The sequence below is a fragment of the Pseudomonas sp. BJa3 genome, assembly GCF_026343815.1.
In the GTDB taxonomy this organism is placed as follows: domain Bacteria; phylum Pseudomonadota; class Gammaproteobacteria; order Pseudomonadales; family Pseudomonadaceae; genus Aquipseudomonas; species Aquipseudomonas soli.
The window spans coordinates 80,620-97,064 of sequence record NZ_JAOXMC010000011.1; the positions used below are offsets into that span (position 1 = coordinate 80,620).

17 protein-coding genes and 1 pseudogene are annotated in these 16,445 nt (G+C 66.2%); 9 read left to right on the forward strand and 9 right to left on the reverse strand.

What is annotated here, in order from left to right; translation table 11 throughout:
- The first annotated feature begins 99 nt into the window (after positions 1-99).
- The gene (locus OH705_RS15470; protein WP_094010692.1) at positions 100-861 is read left to right on the forward strand and encodes an SDR family oxidoreductase; all 762 of its coding nucleotides are present in this window, start codon (positions 100-102) and stop codon (positions 859-861) included.
- On the opposite strand, the gene OH705_RS15475 is transcribed toward OH705_RS15470, so the two are convergent.
- On the reverse strand, positions 812-1,993 hold the full coding sequence (locus OH705_RS15475) for an MFS transporter (RefSeq protein WP_267302486.1): 1,182 nt from the start codon (positions 1,991-1,993) through the stop codon (positions 812-814). The two genes, OH705_RS15470 and OH705_RS15475, sit on opposite strands and share 50 nt — an antisense overlap.
- A 115-nt stretch (positions 1,994-2,108) precedes the next feature.
- On the opposite strand from OH705_RS15475, the gene OH705_RS15480 reads away from it, so the two are divergent.
- From OH705_RS15480 to OH705_RS29325, 3 genes and pseudogenes are all read left to right on the forward strand, one after another.
- Positions 2,109-3,506, forward strand: a complete 1,398-nt coding sequence (locus OH705_RS15480) for a PLP-dependent aminotransferase family protein (protein WP_267302487.1) — start codon at positions 2,109-2,111, stop codon at positions 3,504-3,506.
- Between the two features lie 969 nt (positions 3,507-4,475).
- A pseudogene (locus OH705_RS29320) lies at positions 4,476-4,703 on the forward strand (HAMP domain-containing protein); the annotation flags it as partial.
- On the forward strand, positions 4,698-5,561 hold the full coding sequence (locus tag OH705_RS29325) for a methyl-accepting chemotaxis protein (protein WP_371041576.1): 864 nt from the start codon (positions 4,698-4,700) through the stop codon (positions 5,559-5,561). The pseudogene OH705_RS29320 and the gene OH705_RS29325, both read left to right, overlap by 6 nt.
- Before the next feature lie 15 nt (positions 5,562-5,576).
- Here OH705_RS29325 and OH705_RS15490 read toward each other — a convergent pair whose 3' ends face one another.
- Complete coding sequence (locus tag OH705_RS15490; protein ID WP_267302489.1) at positions 5,577-6,767, reverse strand: benzoate/H(+) symporter BenE family transporter; 1,191 nt, start codon at positions 6,765-6,767, stop codon at positions 5,577-5,579.
- Between the two features lie 144 nt (positions 6,768-6,911).
- On the opposite strand from OH705_RS15490, the gene OH705_RS15495 reads away from it, so the two are divergent.
- Positions 6,912-7,514 carry a glutathione S-transferase family protein gene (locus OH705_RS15495; protein WP_094010689.1) on the forward strand — a complete coding sequence of 201 codons (603 nt, stop codon included), beginning with the start codon at positions 6,912-6,914 and terminating at the stop codon, positions 7,512-7,514.
- Positions 7,515-7,593: 79 nt separating this feature from the next.
- On the opposite strand, the gene OH705_RS15500 is transcribed toward OH705_RS15495, so the two are convergent.
- From OH705_RS15500 to OH705_RS15520, 5 genes are all read right to left on the reverse strand, one after another.
- Complete coding sequence (locus tag OH705_RS15500) at positions 7,594-7,965, reverse strand: glutaredoxin family protein (protein WP_023631545.1); 372 nt, start codon at positions 7,963-7,965, stop codon at positions 7,594-7,596.
- 58 nt (positions 7,966-8,023) lie between these two features.
- On the reverse strand, positions 8,024-8,569 hold the full coding sequence (gene folE / locus OH705_RS15505; protein WP_023631546.1) for a GTP cyclohydrolase I FolE: 546 nt from the start codon (positions 8,567-8,569) through the stop codon (positions 8,024-8,026).
- A 69-nt stretch (positions 8,570-8,638) separates the two neighbouring features.
- The gene (locus OH705_RS15510; protein ID WP_094010688.1) at positions 8,639-9,199 is read right to left on the reverse strand and encodes a Smr/MutS family protein; all 561 of its coding nucleotides are present in this window, start codon (positions 9,197-9,199) and stop codon (positions 8,639-8,641) included.
- Between the two features lie 72 nt (positions 9,200-9,271).
- Positions 9,272-9,592: a hypothetical protein gene (locus OH705_RS15515; RefSeq protein WP_023631548.1), complete on the reverse strand. Its 321-nt coding sequence runs from the start codon at positions 9,590-9,592 to the stop codon at positions 9,272-9,274.
- Between the two features lie 88 nt (positions 9,593-9,680).
- Complete coding sequence (locus tag OH705_RS15520; protein WP_031315653.1) at positions 9,681-10,271, reverse strand: cysteine hydrolase family protein; 591 nt, start codon at positions 10,269-10,271, stop codon at positions 9,681-9,683.
- A 179-nt stretch (positions 10,272-10,450) separates the two neighbouring features.
- Between OH705_RS15520 and prmB the strand changes: the two genes are divergently transcribed.
- Positions 10,451-11,359 carry a 50S ribosomal protein L3 N(5)-glutamine methyltransferase gene (gene prmB / locus OH705_RS15525; RefSeq protein WP_023631550.1) on the forward strand — a complete coding sequence of 303 codons (909 nt, stop codon included), beginning with the start codon at positions 10,451-10,453 and terminating at the stop codon, positions 11,357-11,359.
- 67 nt (positions 11,360-11,426) lie between these two features.
- Here prmB and OH705_RS15530 read toward each other — a convergent pair whose 3' ends face one another.
- Complete coding sequence (locus tag OH705_RS15530) at positions 11,427-12,209, reverse strand: hypothetical protein (RefSeq protein ID WP_267302490.1); 783 nt, start codon at positions 12,207-12,209, stop codon at positions 11,427-11,429.
- 151 nt (positions 12,210-12,360) lie between these two features.
- Positions 12,361-13,320 (reverse strand): alpha/beta hydrolase, encoded by a 960-nt coding sequence (locus OH705_RS15535; RefSeq protein ID WP_267302491.1) that lies wholly within the window; start codon positions 13,318-13,320, stop codon positions 12,361-12,363.
- A gap of 143 nt (positions 13,321-13,463) precedes the next feature.
- Here OH705_RS15535 and aroC point away from each other — a divergent pair, with 143 nt between their 5' ends.
- The 3 genes from aroC (at position 13,464) to OH705_RS15550 (ending at position 16,379) form a co-directional block, all read left to right on the forward strand.
- Complete coding sequence (gene aroC, locus OH705_RS15540; protein ID WP_110604947.1) at positions 13,464-14,555, forward strand: chorismate synthase; 1,092 nt, start codon at positions 13,464-13,466, stop codon at positions 14,553-14,555.
- A 133-nt stretch (positions 14,556-14,688) separates the two neighbouring features.
- Positions 14,689-15,843 (forward strand): MFS transporter, encoded by a 1,155-nt coding sequence (locus tag OH705_RS15545; RefSeq protein WP_094010683.1) that lies wholly within the window; start codon positions 14,689-14,691, stop codon positions 15,841-15,843.
- A complete protein-coding gene (locus OH705_RS15550) occupies positions 15,843-16,379 on the forward strand; it encodes an oxidase (RefSeq protein WP_104444269.1) in 537 nt (178 codons plus the stop codon). Before OH705_RS15545 ends, OH705_RS15550 begins: the two co-directional genes overlap by 1 nt.
- Positions 16,380-16,445 lie beyond the last annotated feature (66 nt).

Genomic DNA, 16,445 nt, shown 5'->3' on the forward strand with positions numbered 1-16,445 from the left:
ACGATAGTAGTCCAACCGTGCCCTTGATGATGCTGCCCAGCCCTGCATTGCCGTGACTAGACTCGGCCACGACTTCCCATCCTTTTGCAGGAGCCAGTGATGAGCATGACTTTCTCCGGCCAGGTTGCCCTGGTCACCGGTGGCGCAGCGGGTATCGGCCGGGCGACGGCCCAGGCGTTTGCCGCCGAGGGGCTCAAGGTGGTGGTGGCCGACCTTGATGCGAATGGTGGCGAAGCCACCGTTGCGCTGATCCGCCAGAGTGGTGGTGAAGCGTTGTTCATCGCCTGCGACGTTACCCGTGATAAAGATGTGCGGCAATTGCACGAGCAGGTCATCAAGGCCTATGGCCGGCTCGACTACGCCTTCAACAATGCCGGCATCGAAATCGAGAAGGGGCGGTTGGCGGAGGGCAGCGAGGCGGAGTTCGACGCGATCATGGGCGTCAACGTCAAGGGCGTCTGGCTGTGCATGAAGTATCAACTGCCCCTGCTGCTGGCCCAAGGCGGTGGCGCTATCGTCAACACGGCCTCGGTGGCCGGCCTGTCGGCGGCGCCAAAGATGAGCATCTATGCGGCGTCCAAGCATGCGGTGATTGGCCTGACCAAGTCGGCGGCCATCGAGTACGCGAAGAAGGGCGTCCGGGTTAACGCGGTGTGCCCGGCGGTGATCGATACCGACATGTTTCGCCGCGCCTACGAGGCCGACCCGCGCAAGGCCGAGTTCGCTGCGGCGATGCACCCGGTCGGGCGCATCGGCAAGGTCGAGGAGATCGCCAGCGCGGTGCTGTACCTGTGCAGCGATGGCGCGGCCTTCACGACGGGGCACAGCCTGACGGTCGACGGTGGCGCGCTGGCGATCTGACCGAGGCCAGCCACAGGGCCAGCGCCACCGCCGCGCAGCCCAGCAGCAACACACCACCAAATACGATCAAGGCCAGCTGCGGCCCCAACCAATCACTGAGCAGCCCGGTAAAGATCACCGGCAGGCTGAACCCCAGGTAGGCCAGCAGGAAGAACCCGGCACTGGCCCGGGTTTTTTCTTGGCCGGCCAACTTGTTCACCGCCGCCAGCCCGCCCAGGTAGATAAAGCCATAACAGGCGCTGCTGGCGGCCACGGCGCCCAGCAAAACGCCCGCCAGGTTGCCGCTGTCGGCGCCCCAGGCCAGCAGCGCGTAGCTGCACGGCAGGATCAGCAGCCCGAGCAAGGTCGCCCGGGCACTGGCCATGCGCCGGGCCAGCGGCTGGAACAGCAGGCCGCAGCTGATCACGCAGAAGGTCGAGAACCCCGACCAGGCGCTCAGACCGTGCTGGCGCAGGATTCCCGGCAGCAAGGCGATGACCAGCCCGACACAGGCCCAGGCCAGCAGGATCGCCAGGCCATAGGCCAGGCTGCCGCTGGGATAGCAGGGCAGGCGCAGCATGGCGCTGCTTTGCGTCGGGTGTGGGTCTGGCAAGCGCCAGACCAGCACCAGGGCCGCGGCGGCCAGTATCAGCTGCAAATGGAAACTGCCCGGAGTGAGTGTCGGCCCGCGCAGCAGGCACAGGCTGGTCAGCGCCGCGCCCAGGCCAAAACCCAGGGAGGTGCTGGCGGTGACCCAGGTCGCGGCGCGGTCACTTTCACCGGGTGCCATCAGCTCGCTCATGTAGGCGGTGGCCGTGGCCGAGGCCAGGCCGGTGCCCAGGCCCAGGAACAAGCGCGCCACGCCCAGGGAGGCCAGGCTGGGGGACAGCAGCATGATCAAGGTGGCGATCATCGACAGGGCGAGTGCGACCAGGATCAACGGGCGTCGCCCGACCCGGTCGGCCAGGGCGCCGAGGGCCAGCAGCACTGGCAATACACCGAGCACGTAGCCGGAGAAAGCCACGGCGGTCGCCGCGGCGCCTTGCCCGGAGAGGTCGGCGTAGGTGATGTACAGCGGGGCCTGGAGATTGACGGCGAGGGTGATCAGGCACAGGGCGAAGGCCAGCAGGGCCGGGGCGTGGCGAGTGGGCATGGATGGTTTCCGCAGGATCGATTGCGTCAGCATCGGCCCTGGGTGGCTGTTCGCCAAGGTACACCCAGGACGGATTTGTGTTTAACTGTTTGACTGAAATAAGCGAACACTTGCCATGCACTTCAATCTTGATCGCGCTCTCCCCACGCCCTTGGTCCAGCAGCTGACCGAGCAGTTGCAGGCCTGGATCACTCGGCAGCGCTTGCGCCCGGGTGCACGCCTGCCATCGATCCGCACATTGGCCAAGGCCCAGGCGGTCAGTGCTTCGTGCGTGATCGAAGCCTACGACCGGCTGGTGGCCAGCGGCTGGCTGGAGGCACGGCACGGTGCCGGGTTCTTCGTCGCCGAGCGCAAGCCGGGCCTGCGACCCGATCCCGGCGAGCCGTGGGGCGAGGCGATCGACGGCAGCTGGCGGCAGTTTCGCGAAGGGCACGAGCAACTGCTCAAGCTCGGCTGCGGCTGGCTGCCCGTGGCCTGGCGAGCCGAGGCTGAACTGGCCCAGGCCATCCGCCAGGTCAGCCGTGGCGCGCCCGAAGCACTGTTCGACTACTGCCCGCCCCAAGGCCTGGCGAGCCTGCGCCTGCAACTGCACAAAGGGCTGGCGCGGCTGGATATCGTCGCGGAACCTGAGCGTATCGTCACCACCCAGGGGGCCAGCCATGCCCTCGACCTGCTGGTGCGGACCTTGCTGGCGCCGGGCGACACGGTGTTGGTGGAACGGCCCGGTTACTACAACCTTTACAACCTGCTGCGCCTGCACGGCGTGCGCATGCTCGAGGTACCGCGCACTGCCAGTGGCCCAGATTTGGAAGTACTCGAGCAGTTGCTCGCCGAACACCGGCCGCGCTGCCTGTTCATCAACAGCCTGTACCAGAACCCGACCGGCACCAGCCTGACGCCCAAGGTCGCCTATCGCCTGCTGGAGCTGGCCCGCGGGCATGACCTGCGGATTGTCGAGGATGACCTCTATGCCGACTTCCAGGACGGGCCGGCGACACGGCTGGCTACCCTCGACAGCGAGCAACGGGTGATCTACCTGGGCAGCTTCTCCAAGACCCTCAGCAGTTCGCTGCGGGTCGGCTATGTGGTGGCCGATCCGCCCCTGGTGGCGCGTCTGGCCGAATTGAAGATGGTCGCGGGCATTGGCACCTCGCGCTTTGCCGAGCAGGTAGTCGGGCAGATGCTCGCCAACGGTAGTTACCGCAAGAGCGTGCAGCGCCTGCGGCTGCGCCTGGGCCAGTACCGGGCGAGGACGCTGGGGCTAATGGAGGCCTGCGGCTGGGAGGTATTTTGCGAACCCGTCGGCGGCATGTTCGTCTGGGGCCGGGTGCCGGGGCGCGACTTCGCCGAACTGGAGCGGCTGGCGCTGGAGCACGCGGTGCTGCTTACCCCGGGCAGTGCCTTCGATCCGCAGGGGCGGGCCAGTGAATGGCTGCGCATCAATGTCGCCTATGGGCAGGATTCGCGGGCCGAGGCGTTCTTCCGGCATGCGGGGCGACCTCTGGCAGTCTGAAAGCGACACGCTCATAGCTAAATGACACCATTGGTGCGTCTGGCTCTTGTGACGGGGTCGGCGCCATTGTCACTCTTGCTGTCGGTAAAGTCCGACAAGGCGAGGGGAATGGTGATGGCGGCGACCAAGCACGGTGTACTGGCCAACCTGGGCATGGCGCGCAAGCTCGGCCTGGGCTTCGCCCTGGTGTTGCTGCTCACCCTGGTGGTGGCCGCCATCGGCGTGTACGCCCTGGCCAATGTCGGCCAGCGCTTCGATGGGCTGCGGCAGATGGCTCAGTTCAATACCGACCTGTTGAAGCTGCGCCAGCACGAACAGGCCTTCGCCCTGCGCTCGGACATCAAGGAGGCCGAGGCCCTGCGCACGGGGCTGCTGGGGCTTGTGGAGCGGGCCCGGGCCGTGCCAGCACTGGCCTCGACCGAGGCCGATCTCAATGCCTATGGGCAAGCTTTCGACCAATTCGTCCAGGCGGTGCAGGCCAAGGAGCTGGCGCTGGACATGGCCAGCTGGTCGGTGTCGAGCGTGGCCAACAACCTCGATGTGCTGCAGGCCGGCCTGGCCGACGATGGCACCTATACCCTCAAGCAGTCCCAGGGTCAGCAGGGCGGTGGGTTCCTGGAACAGGCCGGGCAGGTGGCGCAGGTGTCGCGGCTGATGCTACAGGCCATGGACGAGGCCCGGGTGCGCCTGGAGCAGAGCCGCAAGGGTGGCGAAGCTAGCACCGGGGGGCGCATCGCCCAGACCGTCGAAGCGGCGACCCTGGTGGACCAGCTCAAGGTTTCGGTCGCCGATGCCGGCTACCAGAGCGTGCTGGGCGAAGTGGCCGGGCACATCGGCAGTTTCTCCGAAAAGCTCAATGAGTACACCGACCTGCTGGGCCAGGAGCGGGGCATCAAGGACCATTTGCAGGCGCGTGCCGAGCAGGTTACCGCGCGTGTCGACCAGGTGTATGCCGATCAGGAGCAGGCCATGCAGGCCGAACTGGCACGCAACGCCGTCGCCATTGTTGCGGCCACGGCGCTGGCGCTGCTGGTAGGCGTGCTGGCGGCCTGGCTGATCACCCGCGCCGTGGTCGCGCCGCTCAAGCGGGTGATCAGCCGGGCCCGGCGCATTGCCGCAGGCGAGCTGGGTATCGAGGCCGAGCCGCCGCGCGCCGACGAGGTCGGCCAGCTGTTGCAGGCCATGCAGCAGATGGCCGAGGGCTTGTCCGGTATCGTCAGTGGCTTGCAGCAAGGTATCGACCAGTTGGCCGGCAGTGCCCAGGCCTTGTCGGCGGTCACCGAGCAGACCAACCGCGAAGTCGGTAGCCAGAAGGACGAGACCGAGCAGGTGGCCACCGCCATGCAGCAGATGACCGCGACCGTGCACGATGTGGCGCGCAACGCCGAGCAGGCAGCCCAGGCGGCCCAGGCAGCCGACGACAAGGTCGGCTCGGGGCAGCAGGTGGTGCGTCAAAGCATGCAGCGCATCGAGCAACTGGCGCAGGCCGCCGAAACCGCCAGCAGCGGCATCGACAGCCTCAGTGCCGAGATCCATACGATCGGTGACGTGCTCGAGGTGATCAAGAGCGTGGCCGAGCAGACCAACCTGCTGGCGCTCAATGCCGCGATCGAGGCGGCGCGGGCCGGGGAGCAGGGGCGCGGATTCGCGGTGGTGGCCGACGAAGTGCGCGCCTTGGCGCGGCGCACCCGGCAGTCCACCGAGGAGATCGAGCGCCTGGTCGCCAGCCTGCGCGGCAATGCCCAGCAGTCGGTGATGCAGATCCGCGGCAGTACCGAACTGGTGCGCCTGGCGGTGGCCGACACGCTGCAGACCGAGAGCGCCCTGGGCAGCATTGCGGCGGCGGTGTCGTTGATCCAGCAGATGAACCAGCAGATCGCCGCGGCGGCCGAGCAGCAGAGCTCGGTGGCCGAGGAGATCAGCCGCAGCGTTACGCAGATTCGCGGTAGTGCCGACCAAGCGGCACTGGCGATGGAGGACAATGCCCGTTCAAGCGTCGAGCTGGCGCAGTTGGGCAATGACTTGAAGGGGATGGTGGGGCATTTCCGCTTGTGATTGCCTGTGCCTGTCTCAGCTCTTGCGCGGGCTGAGTATGAGCAAGGTCAGCACCCCCGCCACGATCCCCCAGAACGCCGAGCCGATCGAGAACAGGGTGAAGCCCGACGCTGTGACCATGAAGGTGATCAGGGCCGCCTCGCGCTCGCGCACCTCGCCCATGGCCACGCTCAAGCCGTTCATGATCGAACCGAACAGCGCCAGCGCCGCGATCGACAGCACCAGCTCCTTGGGCAGGGCACCGAACAGCGCCGCCAGGGTGGCGCCAAAGATGCCGGCGATGCCGTAGAAAATCCCGCACCAGACCGCCGCCGTGTAGCGCTTGGCCGGGTCTTCATGGGCATGCGGCCCGGTGCAGATCGCCGCGCTGATCGCCGCCAGGTTGACCCCGTGGGAGCCAAACGGCGCCAGTAGCAGCGAGGCGAAGCCGGTGGCCGAGATCAGCGGCGAAGCCGGCACCTGGTAGCCGTCAGCGCGCAGCACGGCGACGCCGGGCATGTTCTGCGAGGTCATGGCCACCACGAACAGCGGGATGCCGATGCTGATGGTCGCCGCCAGCGAGAAGCTCGGCGTGGTCCACACCGGGGTTGCGACTTCCAGCTGGAAGCCGCTGAAGTCCAGCAGACCCAGGGCGCCGGACAGCGCGGTGCCAACCAGCAGCGCGGCCAGCACGCAGTAACGCGGCGACAGGCGCTTGACCAGCAGGTAGCTGAAGAACATGCCCAGCACCAGCAGCGTGCGATGTTGAGCGGCAACGAAGATCTCGCTGCCGATCTTGAACAGGATGCCGGCCAGCAGGGCCGAGGCCAGGGAGGCGGGAATGCGCCGCACCAGGCGCTCGAAACTGCCGGTCAGGCCGCAGATCAATACCAGCACGGCGCAGGTGATGTAGGCGCCGATCGCTTCGCCGTAGCTCACCCCGCCAAGGCTGGTGATCAGTAGTGCCGCGCCGGGTGTCGACCAGGCCACGGTGATCGGCGTGCGGTAGCGCAGCGACAGGCCGATGCTGCACACTGCCATGCCGATCGACAGGGCCCAGATCCATGAGGAAATCTGCGCGCTGGTAAGACCGGCCGCCTGGCCAGCCTGGAACATCAGCACCAGCGAACTGGTGTAGCCGGTGAGCATGGCGATGAAGCCGGCGACGATCGCCGACGGCGAGCTGTCCGCCAGCGGCCGCAGGCGCGCTGAGGTGGTATCGGTCATAGGGCATTCCTTGTGCAGGTGTAAGCAGTTTTTTCAGGCTACCGTGCCATGGCGTGATCCTTGCCATACAGCAGGCATTGCATTTAGCCGTACAGTCGCCAACTATGGGCCATTACTACGCAACTGCGTGAGAGGGGAGGGGCGATGTACAAGGTGTATGGGGATTACCAGTCGGGCAACTGCTACAAGGTCAAGCTGATGCTCAGCCTGCTCGACCGCCCGTATGAGTGGCACCCGGTGGATATTCTCAAGGGTGAGACGGAAACGCCCGAGTTCCTGGCCATGAACCCCAACGGCAAGGTGCCGGTGCTCAAGCTCGAGGACGGCACCTGCCTGTGGGAGTCCAACGCGATTCTCAACTACCTGGCCGATGGCAGCGAGTTCCTGCCCAGCGCGCCGCGGCTGCGCACCCAGGTGCTGCAATGGCAGTTCTTCGAACAGTACAGCCATGAGCCCTACATCGCCGTGGCGCGGTTCATCCAGTTCTACCTGGGGCTGCCGCAAGAGCGGCTGGAGGAGTACAGGGGGCTGCACAAGGGCGGCTACAAGGCGCTCAAGGTAATGAACAGGCAGCTGGAAATGACGCCTTACCTGGTCGGCGAGCAGTACTCGATCGCCGACGTGGCGTTGTACGCCTATACCCATGTGGCGCATCAGGGCGGTTTCGACCTGGCGCCTTACCCGGCGGTGCAGGCCTGGTTGGCGCGGGTGGCCAGTCATCCTCGGCATGTGCCGATGGTGGATTGACCGGCCCCATCGCGGGGCAAGCCCGCTCCCACGCCAGCCAGCACCCCTGGGAGCAGGCTGGCCCCGCGATGGTGATTTGTCAGACCGCGGCGAAACGCTTGTCCAGGTAAGCAATGATGTCCTTGGACTCGTACATCCAGGTCACCTCGCCTTGTTCCTCGATCCGCAGGCACGGCACTTTCACCCGGCCACCGCCTTCCAGCAGCGCCTGACGATGCTGCGCGTCGTTCTTCGCATCGCGCAGTGCCACCGGGACATTGAGGCGGTGCAGGGTGCGACGAGTCTTCACGCAGAAGGGGCAGGCGTGGAACTGGTACAGCACCAGGCCCTTGGCCTGCTGTTCGACCTGGGCCTGGGCCGCGGCATCGCGCTTCTTTTTTGCCGGGCGGCTGATCCAGTCGCCGAACACGATAAGCTGGCCGAGGCCGACCCGCAGGGCTTTGACGATCATGGGCAACTCCTGAAATGAAAAAGCCGACCCCAGGGGGTCGGCTCGGAACACAGGCCGATCACTTGATCAGGCTGAGGAACTCGCTGCGGGTGGCGGCGTTCTCGCGGAACTCGCCGAGCATCACCGAGGTGAGCATGGTCGAGTTCTGCTTTTCGACACCGCGCATCATCATGCACATGTGCTTGGCCTCGATCACCACCGCCACGCCTGCGGCGCCGGTCACCTGCTGCACGGCCTCGGCGATCTGGCGGCTAAGGTTTTCCTGGATCTGCAGGCGGCGGGCGTACATGTCGACGATCCGCGCCACCTTCGAAAGGCCCAGCACCTTGCCCTTGGGCAGGTAGGCCACATGGGCCTTGCCGATGAACGGCAGCATGTGGTGTTCGCACATCGAATACAGCTCGATATCCCGGACCAGCACCATTTCGCTGTTGTCGGAGGTGAACAACGCGCCGTTGGTCACTTCTTCCAGGGTTTGCTCATAACCGCGGCAAAGGTATTTCATGGCCTTCGCAGCCCGCTTGGGCGTGTCGAGCAGGCCTTCGCGGGAGACATCCTCGCCGATCTGGCTGAGGATCGCGGTGTAGTTCTGTTCCAGGGACATGGATCTACCTGTGGAAAATTTCGCAAAGGCGAAGGGTACGGCGGCGACGGCGGCGCTGCAAGCGCGATGTCACTCGTCGCGCCCTTCGAGCATGGTTCGCTTGAGCATCACGTAGACCGCGCCGGTGCCGCCGTGGCGAGCCTGACAAGAGGTGAAACCGAGCACCTGCGGGTGCTGGCGCAGCCAGGTGTTGACGTGGCTCTTGATCATCGGACGCTTGCCGTCCAGGCGCGCGGCCTTGCCGTGGGTGACCCGCACGCAGCGCACTTCCAGCTTGGTCGCTTCGGCGATGAAGGCCCACAGCGTCTCGCGGGCCTTCTCGACGCTCATGCCGTGCAGGTCGAGGCTGCCCTCGAAGGCGATCTGGCCGAGCTTGAGCTTGCGTAGCTGGCTTTCCTGCACGCCGTCACGCCGCCACATCAGCTCATCCTCGGCGCCGACGTCGATGACGAACTGGTCGGACAGGCCGTCGATCACCAGCGTCTGGTCGCTGCGGATGGTCGCCGCCTGGCGCAGGCCTGCCAGTTGCTTGCGGTCGGCCTTGGGTTTGCCGACTTCGGCGCGATCGTGCTTGATCGGCTTGACGCCCTGCACTTGGCTGCGGAAGAGGGAAAAGTCGTCGTCTTGCATGGTGCCTCCACGTGGGCGGCGTAGTTTACGCGACTGTCATCGCGGGGCAAGCCTGGCCCCGCTCTCGGCGCGTCAGTCGTGTTTCTTCATCAGGTGCGGCGACAGGTTCAGCTCGCGCCCGCGGCGCAGGCGGATACGGCTGCGCCGCCACAGGCGCACGCCGAAGTACAGCAGCGCCAGCCCGACGACGGTCAGTGTTGCCGACAATGGACGGTTGGCATTGAGTTCGGCCAGGGCGGCGTAGTTGCCCAGCAAACCGGCGAAGCCGGCCATGGCCAGCAGGATGCCCAAGGTGGCCAGCAGTACCGAGAGTGCTGCGGCGATGCGCGCGCCCCAGTTGCTCGGCTCACGCTGGCGCAGGCGCTTGGCATCGAAACTGCCTTTGAGCTTCATTCGAATTCCTCAGGATCGGGTGGTGCTGATCCGGATTTCGACCTGCGGGTCATCTTGAGGTTCCGCCCGTCCGCCGGGCGGTCGTGGTTCAGACCAGGCTGGTAGTGGGCGCGACGCAGGCGAAATTGTCGGCCATCACGGCCATCTCGCACTGGTGGATCTGCGCGGCGGGGATCACGGTGTCCTTCAGGGCCAGGTCACGGGTCGCAGAGGCATCTTCGACCAGGGTGCAGCGATAACCATAGTCCTTGGCGCGACGCACCGTGGTGCTGACGCTGGAGTGGCTCATGAAACCGCAGACGATCAGGTCCAGCGGGCCGAAGGCCTGCAGGGTCTCGTGCAGCTTGGTGTTCTTGAAGGCGTTGGGCATGCGTTTCTCGATCACCACCTCACCTTCGCGCGGCTCCAGCCCGGGAATGAACTCGCCCGCCGGGCCCTGCGGATCGAAACGGCCGCCAACGGTACCGAGGTGGCGGACATGGATGATCGGGCGACCGGCCTTGCGGGCGGCGTCGAGCAACCTGGCAATGTTCGCCACGGCCTCGTCCATGCCCGACAGCGCCAGCGGACCGCTCAGGTACTCCTTCTGCGCATCGATGACGATCAGGCTGGCTTGGCTCAGCTTGGCCGGCGGGTAGTCGCGGCCAGTGAGGCGGAACATCGTGGTTGGAACGGACATCAAGGGCTCCTTGGGTAGGGCTTTTGTGTACCTATTCTCCCTTGCCTTGGCACCAATGTGAATGGTTGACAGCGCAGGCGGCGTGGTTACTGGCTTGTGGCTATCCATTCGGCCATAGGAGCGAACATTTGTGTGGTGTGGGCTGTTAGACTTTCGTCCTGTCAGAAAAGGAGTACCCCGTGATCACATCCCGCCTGCGCACCCTGCGCGACCACATCCGCTGGGCGGTCAGCCGCTTCCATGAGCATGACCTGTTCTTCGGCCATGGCGCCGACAATGCCTGGGACGAAGCCCGCCTGCTGGTGCTCGGTGCGGTGCACCTGCCCTGGGAGGTGGCCGACAGCTATCTGGACTGCGCACTCGAGGATGACGAGCGGGTACGTCTACAGCACTTGCTCAAACGCCGTATCGACGAGCGGGTACCGACCGCCTACCTGCTGGGCGAGGCCTGGTTCTGCGGCATGTCGTTCATTGTCGACGAGCGCGTGCTGGTGCCGCGCTCGCCCATCGGCGAGTTGATCGAAAAGCGCTTCGAGCCCTGGCTGGCCGCCGAGCCTGCGCGCATTCTCGACCTGTGCACCGGTTCCGGCTGCATCGGCATCGTTGCCGCCGATGTGTTCCAGGACGCCGAAGTGGTGCTGGCCGACCTGTCCTTCGACGCATTGGCGGTGGCTAACCAGAACATTGAGCGCCATGGCCTTGAGGAGCGTGTGTACACCGTGCAGGGCGATGGCTTCGCCGGGCTGCCGGGGCAGCGCTTCGACCTGATCCTGTCCAACCCACCGTACGTTGATGCCGAAGACTTCGGCGACATGCCGGCCGAATACCACCATGAACCCGAATTGGGCCTGGCCTGTGGCAACGATGGCCTGGACCTGGTGCGGCGCATGCTGGCCGAGGCGGCCGACCATCTGACCGACAAAGGCCTGATGATCGTGGAAGTGGGCAACAGCCAGGTGCACGTCGAGTCGCTCTACCCCGAGGTGGACTTCGTCTGGCTGGAGTTCGAGCGCGGTGGGCACGGCGTGTTCATGCTGACGGCCGAACAGTGCCGGCAGCATCAGGAGTTGTTCAAGGCGCGGGTCTGACTGCGCGCCCGTTCCCACAGGATGAATGCAATCTCCGTGGGAGCGGGCTTGCCCCGCGATGGCGATATCAGCGGGTGGCGATCCAGATCAGCAACCCGGCCTGGAACACCGCGAAGGCCACCAGGCAGGTGATGGTAAAGCGCAGGCCGCTGTCTTCGCGGCGGTACTTGGCCACCCGTTCGTCACGCTCGCGCAGCTGCGCTTCCTTCTCCATCAGGTTCTGCTCGGCCTGCTGCAACATCCCGGCGGCCTCGAGGTTGTCCACGCGCTGCACCTTCTCGGTGTTCCAGCCACTCTTGAGCTGGCCCACCGGCGTTTCCACCAGGCGCCCCTTGAGCAGTTGTCCGTCGGTGTATTCCACCTCCAGGCCGACGCCGCGCAGCACGTGGTCGCGGCGCAGGCGAGTGTCTTCGTTCAGCGCGTCCTTGTTGGGCAAGCTCATGCCCTCGACCCGATAGTGCGAGCAGCGCTGCTGCAGCCATTGCACCGCCTGCGCCAGCAAGTAGCGGCCCAGGCCGCGGTTGAGCGGTTCGAGCTGCAGGCCGGCCGGGTCGCCGATGCGCACCGTGCGCGTTTCGTGGTCGACGCGGATGTCCAGATGGTTCTGTTCCTTGCGCACCTTCTGCCCAGGCAGGCGGATTTCCATGCGCAACAGGCTATGGGCCTTGTCGTGGCGCTCGGCGTAGCCGAACTGAACGAAGCGCAGCGGACGCGCGCCGATGTTGCGGTCAGTTGGCAGCGGGGCCAGGCGTAGCAGTTGGAAGTGCTCGGCAGCAAGGTCCGCCCAGGGCAGCGGGGCGCTTTCCGGCGCTTGTTCTTCGGTCGCCTCGGCGGCGGGGGCATCGGTCATCAGGGATTCCTCAGGTGCACGGCGGCCGGGTGCCGGTACCTACAAGGCCCTTGTAGGTATGGGCTTGCCCGCGATCAGGGCGCGTGGGCCCCGAATCACTGCCTTCTCAGCCGCGTTATCGGCAGGCCTGGTCAATACCTGAGGACAGGTATCAGGCCTGTGGCAACCCACGGATGAACAGAACGATGCGCTCCCCCAGCTCACGCGCCAGCGGCAGCTCGGGGTTGCGGTAGCTGTCACGCTGCTGGCTCATGCCCCGGGGACTGATGCGCAGCACATGGTTCATGCCGTCGATCAGCGCCAGTTGCGCGTCGGGTTTGGCTGCCTTGAGGCGCTCGGCATCGGCTACCTCTACTTGGATGTCGTTACGCCCCTGGACGATCAGCGCGGGCACCTTGAGGCGGGCGAAGGCCGCCGCCGGGTCCTGATGCAGCAAGGTGATCAAGTACGGCTGCACGCTGGGGCGGAACACCTGGCGCAGCGGCGCGGGCACGTCGAGGCTGGTCTGCCCGGCCTGCAGCCGGTCGATCAGCGCCACGCCAGCGGGCAATTGCGCCGGCGGCAGGCGCTGGGCCAGCTGCTCGCGCAGCACTTCAGCCACCGGCCGACCGCTGCCGGCCAGGGTGATCACCGCGCTGGCGCCGGCCTGCTCCGCGGCGAGGCTGGCGATCAGCGCGCCTTCACTGTGGCCGACCAGGATCAGCGGGCCGAAGCGTGGGTCCTGCCTGAGTGCGCGACCCCAGGCCACCACGTCGGCGACATAGCGCTCGACGCTGAGGTCACGTTCGTCGGGGGTGGCCGGCTGGCTGGCGGCCACGCCGCGCTTGTCGAAGCGCACGCTGGCAATGTGTTCGCCGGCTAGCAGCAGGGCCAGGCGCTTGAGGTTGTCGATGCGCCCGGCGGCAGGGTTGTTGCCATCGCGGTCGGTAGGGCCGGAGCCGGCGATGATCAGCACCACCGGGGGCGGCGTGGCCTGCTGCGGCAACAGCAGGCTGCCATGCAGCACGCCCTGGCCGGTGTCCAGATCGATGGGGCGTTGCAGCACGGTGGGGGCGGCCTGGGCGAGGCAGGTGCAGAACAGCAGGAGCAGGGCGGCGAGGCGCGACTTCATGGGCGGGGTACTACGTGGGACGTTGCTGATTCGACCGTGGGTCATCCTGAAGGTTCGCGGGCCCCATCGCGGGGCAACCACAGCCACGCGGTTTTCCGTATACTGCCGCTTTCGTTCACTTCAGGCTGATTCGCGGAGCGTCCATGTCCGGCAATACCTACGGCAAGCTGTTCACTGTCACCACCGCTGGCGAAAGCCATGGCCCGGCGTTGGTCGCCATTGTCGACGGCTGCCCGCCTGGCCTGGAAATCTCCCTTGCCGACCTGCAGCACGACCTCGACCGGCGCAAGCCCGGCACCAGCCGGCACACCACCCAGCGCCAGGAGCCGGACGAAGTGGAGATCCTCTCCGGCGTGTTCGAAGGCCGTACCACCGGTTGCTCGATCGGCCTGCTGATTCGCAACACCGACCAGAAGTCCAAGGACTATTCGGCGATCAAGGACCTGTTCCGCCCGGCCCACGCCGATTACACCTACCACCACAAGTACGGCACCCGCGACTACCGTGGCGGTGGCCGCAGCTCGGCGCGCGAAACCGCCATGCGCGTGGCGGCCGGCGCCATCGCCAAGAAGTACCTGGCCACCCAGGGCATCCGCGTGCGCGGCTACATGAGCCAGCTCGGGCCGATCGAGATCCCGTTCAAGACCTGGGAGTCGGTGGAGCAAAACGCCTTCTTCAGCCCCGACCCGGACAAGGTGCCGGAGCTCGAGGCCTACATGGACCAGCTGCGCCGCGACCAGGATTCGGTGGGGGCGAAGATCACCGTGGTCGCCGAAGGCGTGATGCCGGGCCTGGGCGAGCCAATCTTCGACCGCCTCGACGCCGAGTTGGCCCATGCCTTGATGAGCATCAACGCGGTCAAGGGCGTGGAGATCGGCGCCGGTTTCGCCAGTGTCGCCCAGCGCGGCACCGAACACCGTGACGAGATGACGCCCGAGGGCTTCCTCAGCAACAACGCCGGCGGCATCCTCGGCGGCATTTCCTCGGGCCAGCCGATCGTCGCCCACCTGGCGCTCAAGCCGACCTCGAGCATCACCACCCCGGGCCGTTCCATCGACGTCGATGGCAACCCGGTGGAGGTGATCACCAAAGGCCGCCACGACCCTTGCGTCGGCATCCGCGCCACGCCGATCGCCGAGGCGATGATGGCCATCGCCTTGATGGATCACCTGCTGCGCCACCGGGCGCAGAATGCCGAAGTGAGGGTGGGCACCCCGGTACTGGGCCAGCTCTGATCCGCCTGCGCTGGCCCTATCGCCGGCAAGCCGGCTCCCACATGAATACCGCAGGCTTGAGTCCTGCAGCGGACCTGTGGGAGCCGGCTTGCCGGCGATAGGGCAGGAACAGGTCATCACCAAGGGCCGAACGATGTCCTCCATCCCCTACTGGCGTCTCTCCAGCTTCTACCTCTTCTACTTCGCCCTGCTCGGCTCCACCGCGCCGTTCCTGGCCCTGTACTTCGACCACCTGGGCTTCTCCCCGGCGCGCATCGGCGAACTGGTGGCCATCCCCATGCTCATGCGCTGCGTTGCTCCCAACCTGTGGGGCTGGCTCGGTGACCGCAGCGGCCAACGCCTGTTGATCGTGCGCCTGGGCGCGCTGTCGACCCTGGCGACCTTCTCGCTGATCTTCTTCGGCAAGAGCTACGCCTGGCTGGCGCTGGTCATGGCGTTGCACGCCTTCTTCTGGCACGCGGTGCTGCCGCAGTTCGAAGTGATCACCCTGGCCCACCTGCATGGCCAGACCTCGCGTTACAGCCAGGTACGGCTATGGGGCTCGATCGGCTTCATCCTCGCCGTTGTGGGCCTCGGGCGCCTGTTTGAATGGCTGAGCCTGGACATCTACCCGCTGGCGCTGGTGGCGATCATGGCCGGTATCGTCGTCGCCAGCCTCTGGGTGCCCAATGCGCAACCCGTCGAGCAGGCCGAGCAGCGCGGGGCAGGGGGCTTTCTCAGGCAGGTGCGGGCGCCTGGGGTACTGGCCTTCTATGTGTGCGTGGCCCTCATGCAGCTCAGCCATGGGCCGTACTACACCTTCCTTACCCTGCACCTGGAGCACCTGGGCTACAGCCGCGGTGCCATCGGCTTGCTGTGGGCGCTTGGCGTGGTGGCCGAAGTGTTGGTGTTCATGGTCATGAGCCGGATCTTCGCCCGCTGCTCGGTGCGCAAGGTGCTGTTGGCCAGCTTCCTGCTGGCGGCGCTGCGCTGGTTGTTGCTTGGCAACCTGGCGGATATCCCGGCGGTGCTGGTGTTCGCCCAGGTACTGCACGCGGCCACGTTCGGTTGTTTCCATGCCGCGGCCATCGCCTTTGTCCAGGCCAGCTTCGGCGCTCGCCAACAGGGCCAGGGCCAGGCGCTGTATGCGGCGCTGTCAGGCACCGGCGGTGCCCTGGGCGCACTGTACTCGGGCTACAGCTGGAAACTGCTGGGCCCACACTTCACCTTTGGTATGGCTAGCGTCGCGGCGCTCGCGGCAGCCGTTATCATTGCCTTCCGACTCAAAGAAAGCAGGAACCACCCCTGATGAGCATCCTCAGCGTATTCGACCTGTCCAGTCCGGACCTGCCGCACAAGGTGCTGACCCACCACGACGACATCGCCGCGACCCTGGCCGAGCAGGGCGTGCGCTTCGGCCGCTGGCAGTCCGGCGCGCGCCTGCGCCCGGGCAGCAGCCAGGATGAAGTGGTCGCGGCGTGCCGTGGGCCGCTCGACCAACTGATGACCGAGCACGGCAGCGTGGTAGTTGGCGTGGTCAGCCGCGATGGCGCCGACCTGAGCCAGGCCGACCTGCGTGATGAACATGTGCATGACAGCGATGAAGTGTTCGCGATGATCAGCGGGCGTGCACAGGTCAGCCTGCGCCTGGGCGGTGCGGTGTATGCCGTGCTGTGCGAGAAGGATGACGTGCTGCTGGTGCCGGCCGGCACGCATCGCTGGCTGGACCTGGGGGCCAGCCCATTCTGCCTGGCCCTGCGCCTGTTCGGCAGCGAGCAGGGTGTGCAGCCACGCTTCACCGGGGATGCCATGGCGCGGCAATTTGTAGGTTTCGACGAACTCTGAATGAACTCGCGGGGCAGCTTCTGCTCACACCGTCCAAGGTTGAGCAGAAGCCGCCCCGCGAACAGG

Excerpts from the sequence above, each read along its gene's own strand:
- OH705_RS15470 (WP_094010692.1), top strand. The coding sequence starts at position 100 with ATGAGCATGACTTTCTCCGGCCAGGTTGCCCTGGTCACCGGTGGCGCA.
- OH705_RS15475 (WP_267302486.1), bottom strand. The coding sequence starts at position 1,993 with ATGCCCACTCGCCACGCCCCGGCCCTGCTGGCCTTCGCCCTGTGCCTG.
- OH705_RS15480 (WP_267302487.1), top strand. The coding sequence starts at position 2,109 with ATGCACTTCAATCTTGATCGCGCTCTCCCCACGCCCTTGGTCCAGCAG.
- OH705_RS29325 (WP_371041576.1), top strand. The coding sequence starts at position 4,698 with ATGGCCGAGGGCTTGTCCGGTATCGTCAGTGGCTTGCAGCAAGGTATC.
- OH705_RS15490 (WP_267302489.1), bottom strand. The coding sequence starts at position 6,767 with ATGACCGATACCACCTCAGCGCGCCTGCGGCCGCTGGCGGACAGCTCG.
- OH705_RS15495 (WP_094010689.1), top strand. The coding sequence starts at position 6,912 with ATGTACAAGGTGTATGGGGATTACCAGTCGGGCAACTGCTACAAGGTC.
- OH705_RS15500 (WP_023631545.1), bottom strand. The coding sequence starts at position 7,965 with ATGATCGTCAAAGCCCTGCGGGTCGGCCTCGGCCAGCTTATCGTGTTC.
- folE (WP_023631546.1), bottom strand. The coding sequence starts at position 8,569 with ATGTCCCTGGAACAGAACTACACCGCGATCCTCAGCCAGATCGGCGAG.
- OH705_RS15510 (WP_094010688.1), bottom strand. The coding sequence starts at position 9,199 with ATGCAAGACGACGACTTTTCCCTCTTCCGCAGCCAAGTGCAGGGCGTC.
- OH705_RS15515 (WP_023631548.1), bottom strand. The coding sequence starts at position 9,592 with ATGAAGCTCAAAGGCAGTTTCGATGCCAAGCGCCTGCGCCAGCGTGAG.
- OH705_RS15520 (WP_031315653.1), bottom strand. The coding sequence starts at position 10,271 with ATGTCCGTTCCAACCACGATGTTCCGCCTCACTGGCCGCGACTACCCG.
- OH705_RS15530 (WP_267302490.1), bottom strand. The coding sequence starts at position 12,209 with ATGACCGATGCCCCCGCCGCCGAGGCGACCGAAGAACAAGCGCCGGAA.
- OH705_RS15535 (WP_267302491.1), bottom strand. The coding sequence starts at position 13,320 with ATGAAGTCGCGCCTCGCCGCCCTGCTCCTGCTGTTCTGCACCTGCCTC.
- aroC (WP_110604947.1), top strand. The coding sequence starts at position 13,464 with ATGTCCGGCAATACCTACGGCAAGCTGTTCACTGTCACCACCGCTGGC.
- OH705_RS15545 (WP_094010683.1), top strand. The coding sequence starts at position 14,689 with ATGTCCTCCATCCCCTACTGGCGTCTCTCCAGCTTCTACCTCTTCTAC.
- OH705_RS15550 (WP_104444269.1), top strand. The coding sequence starts at position 15,843 with ATGAGCATCCTCAGCGTATTCGACCTGTCCAGTCCGGACCTGCCGCAC.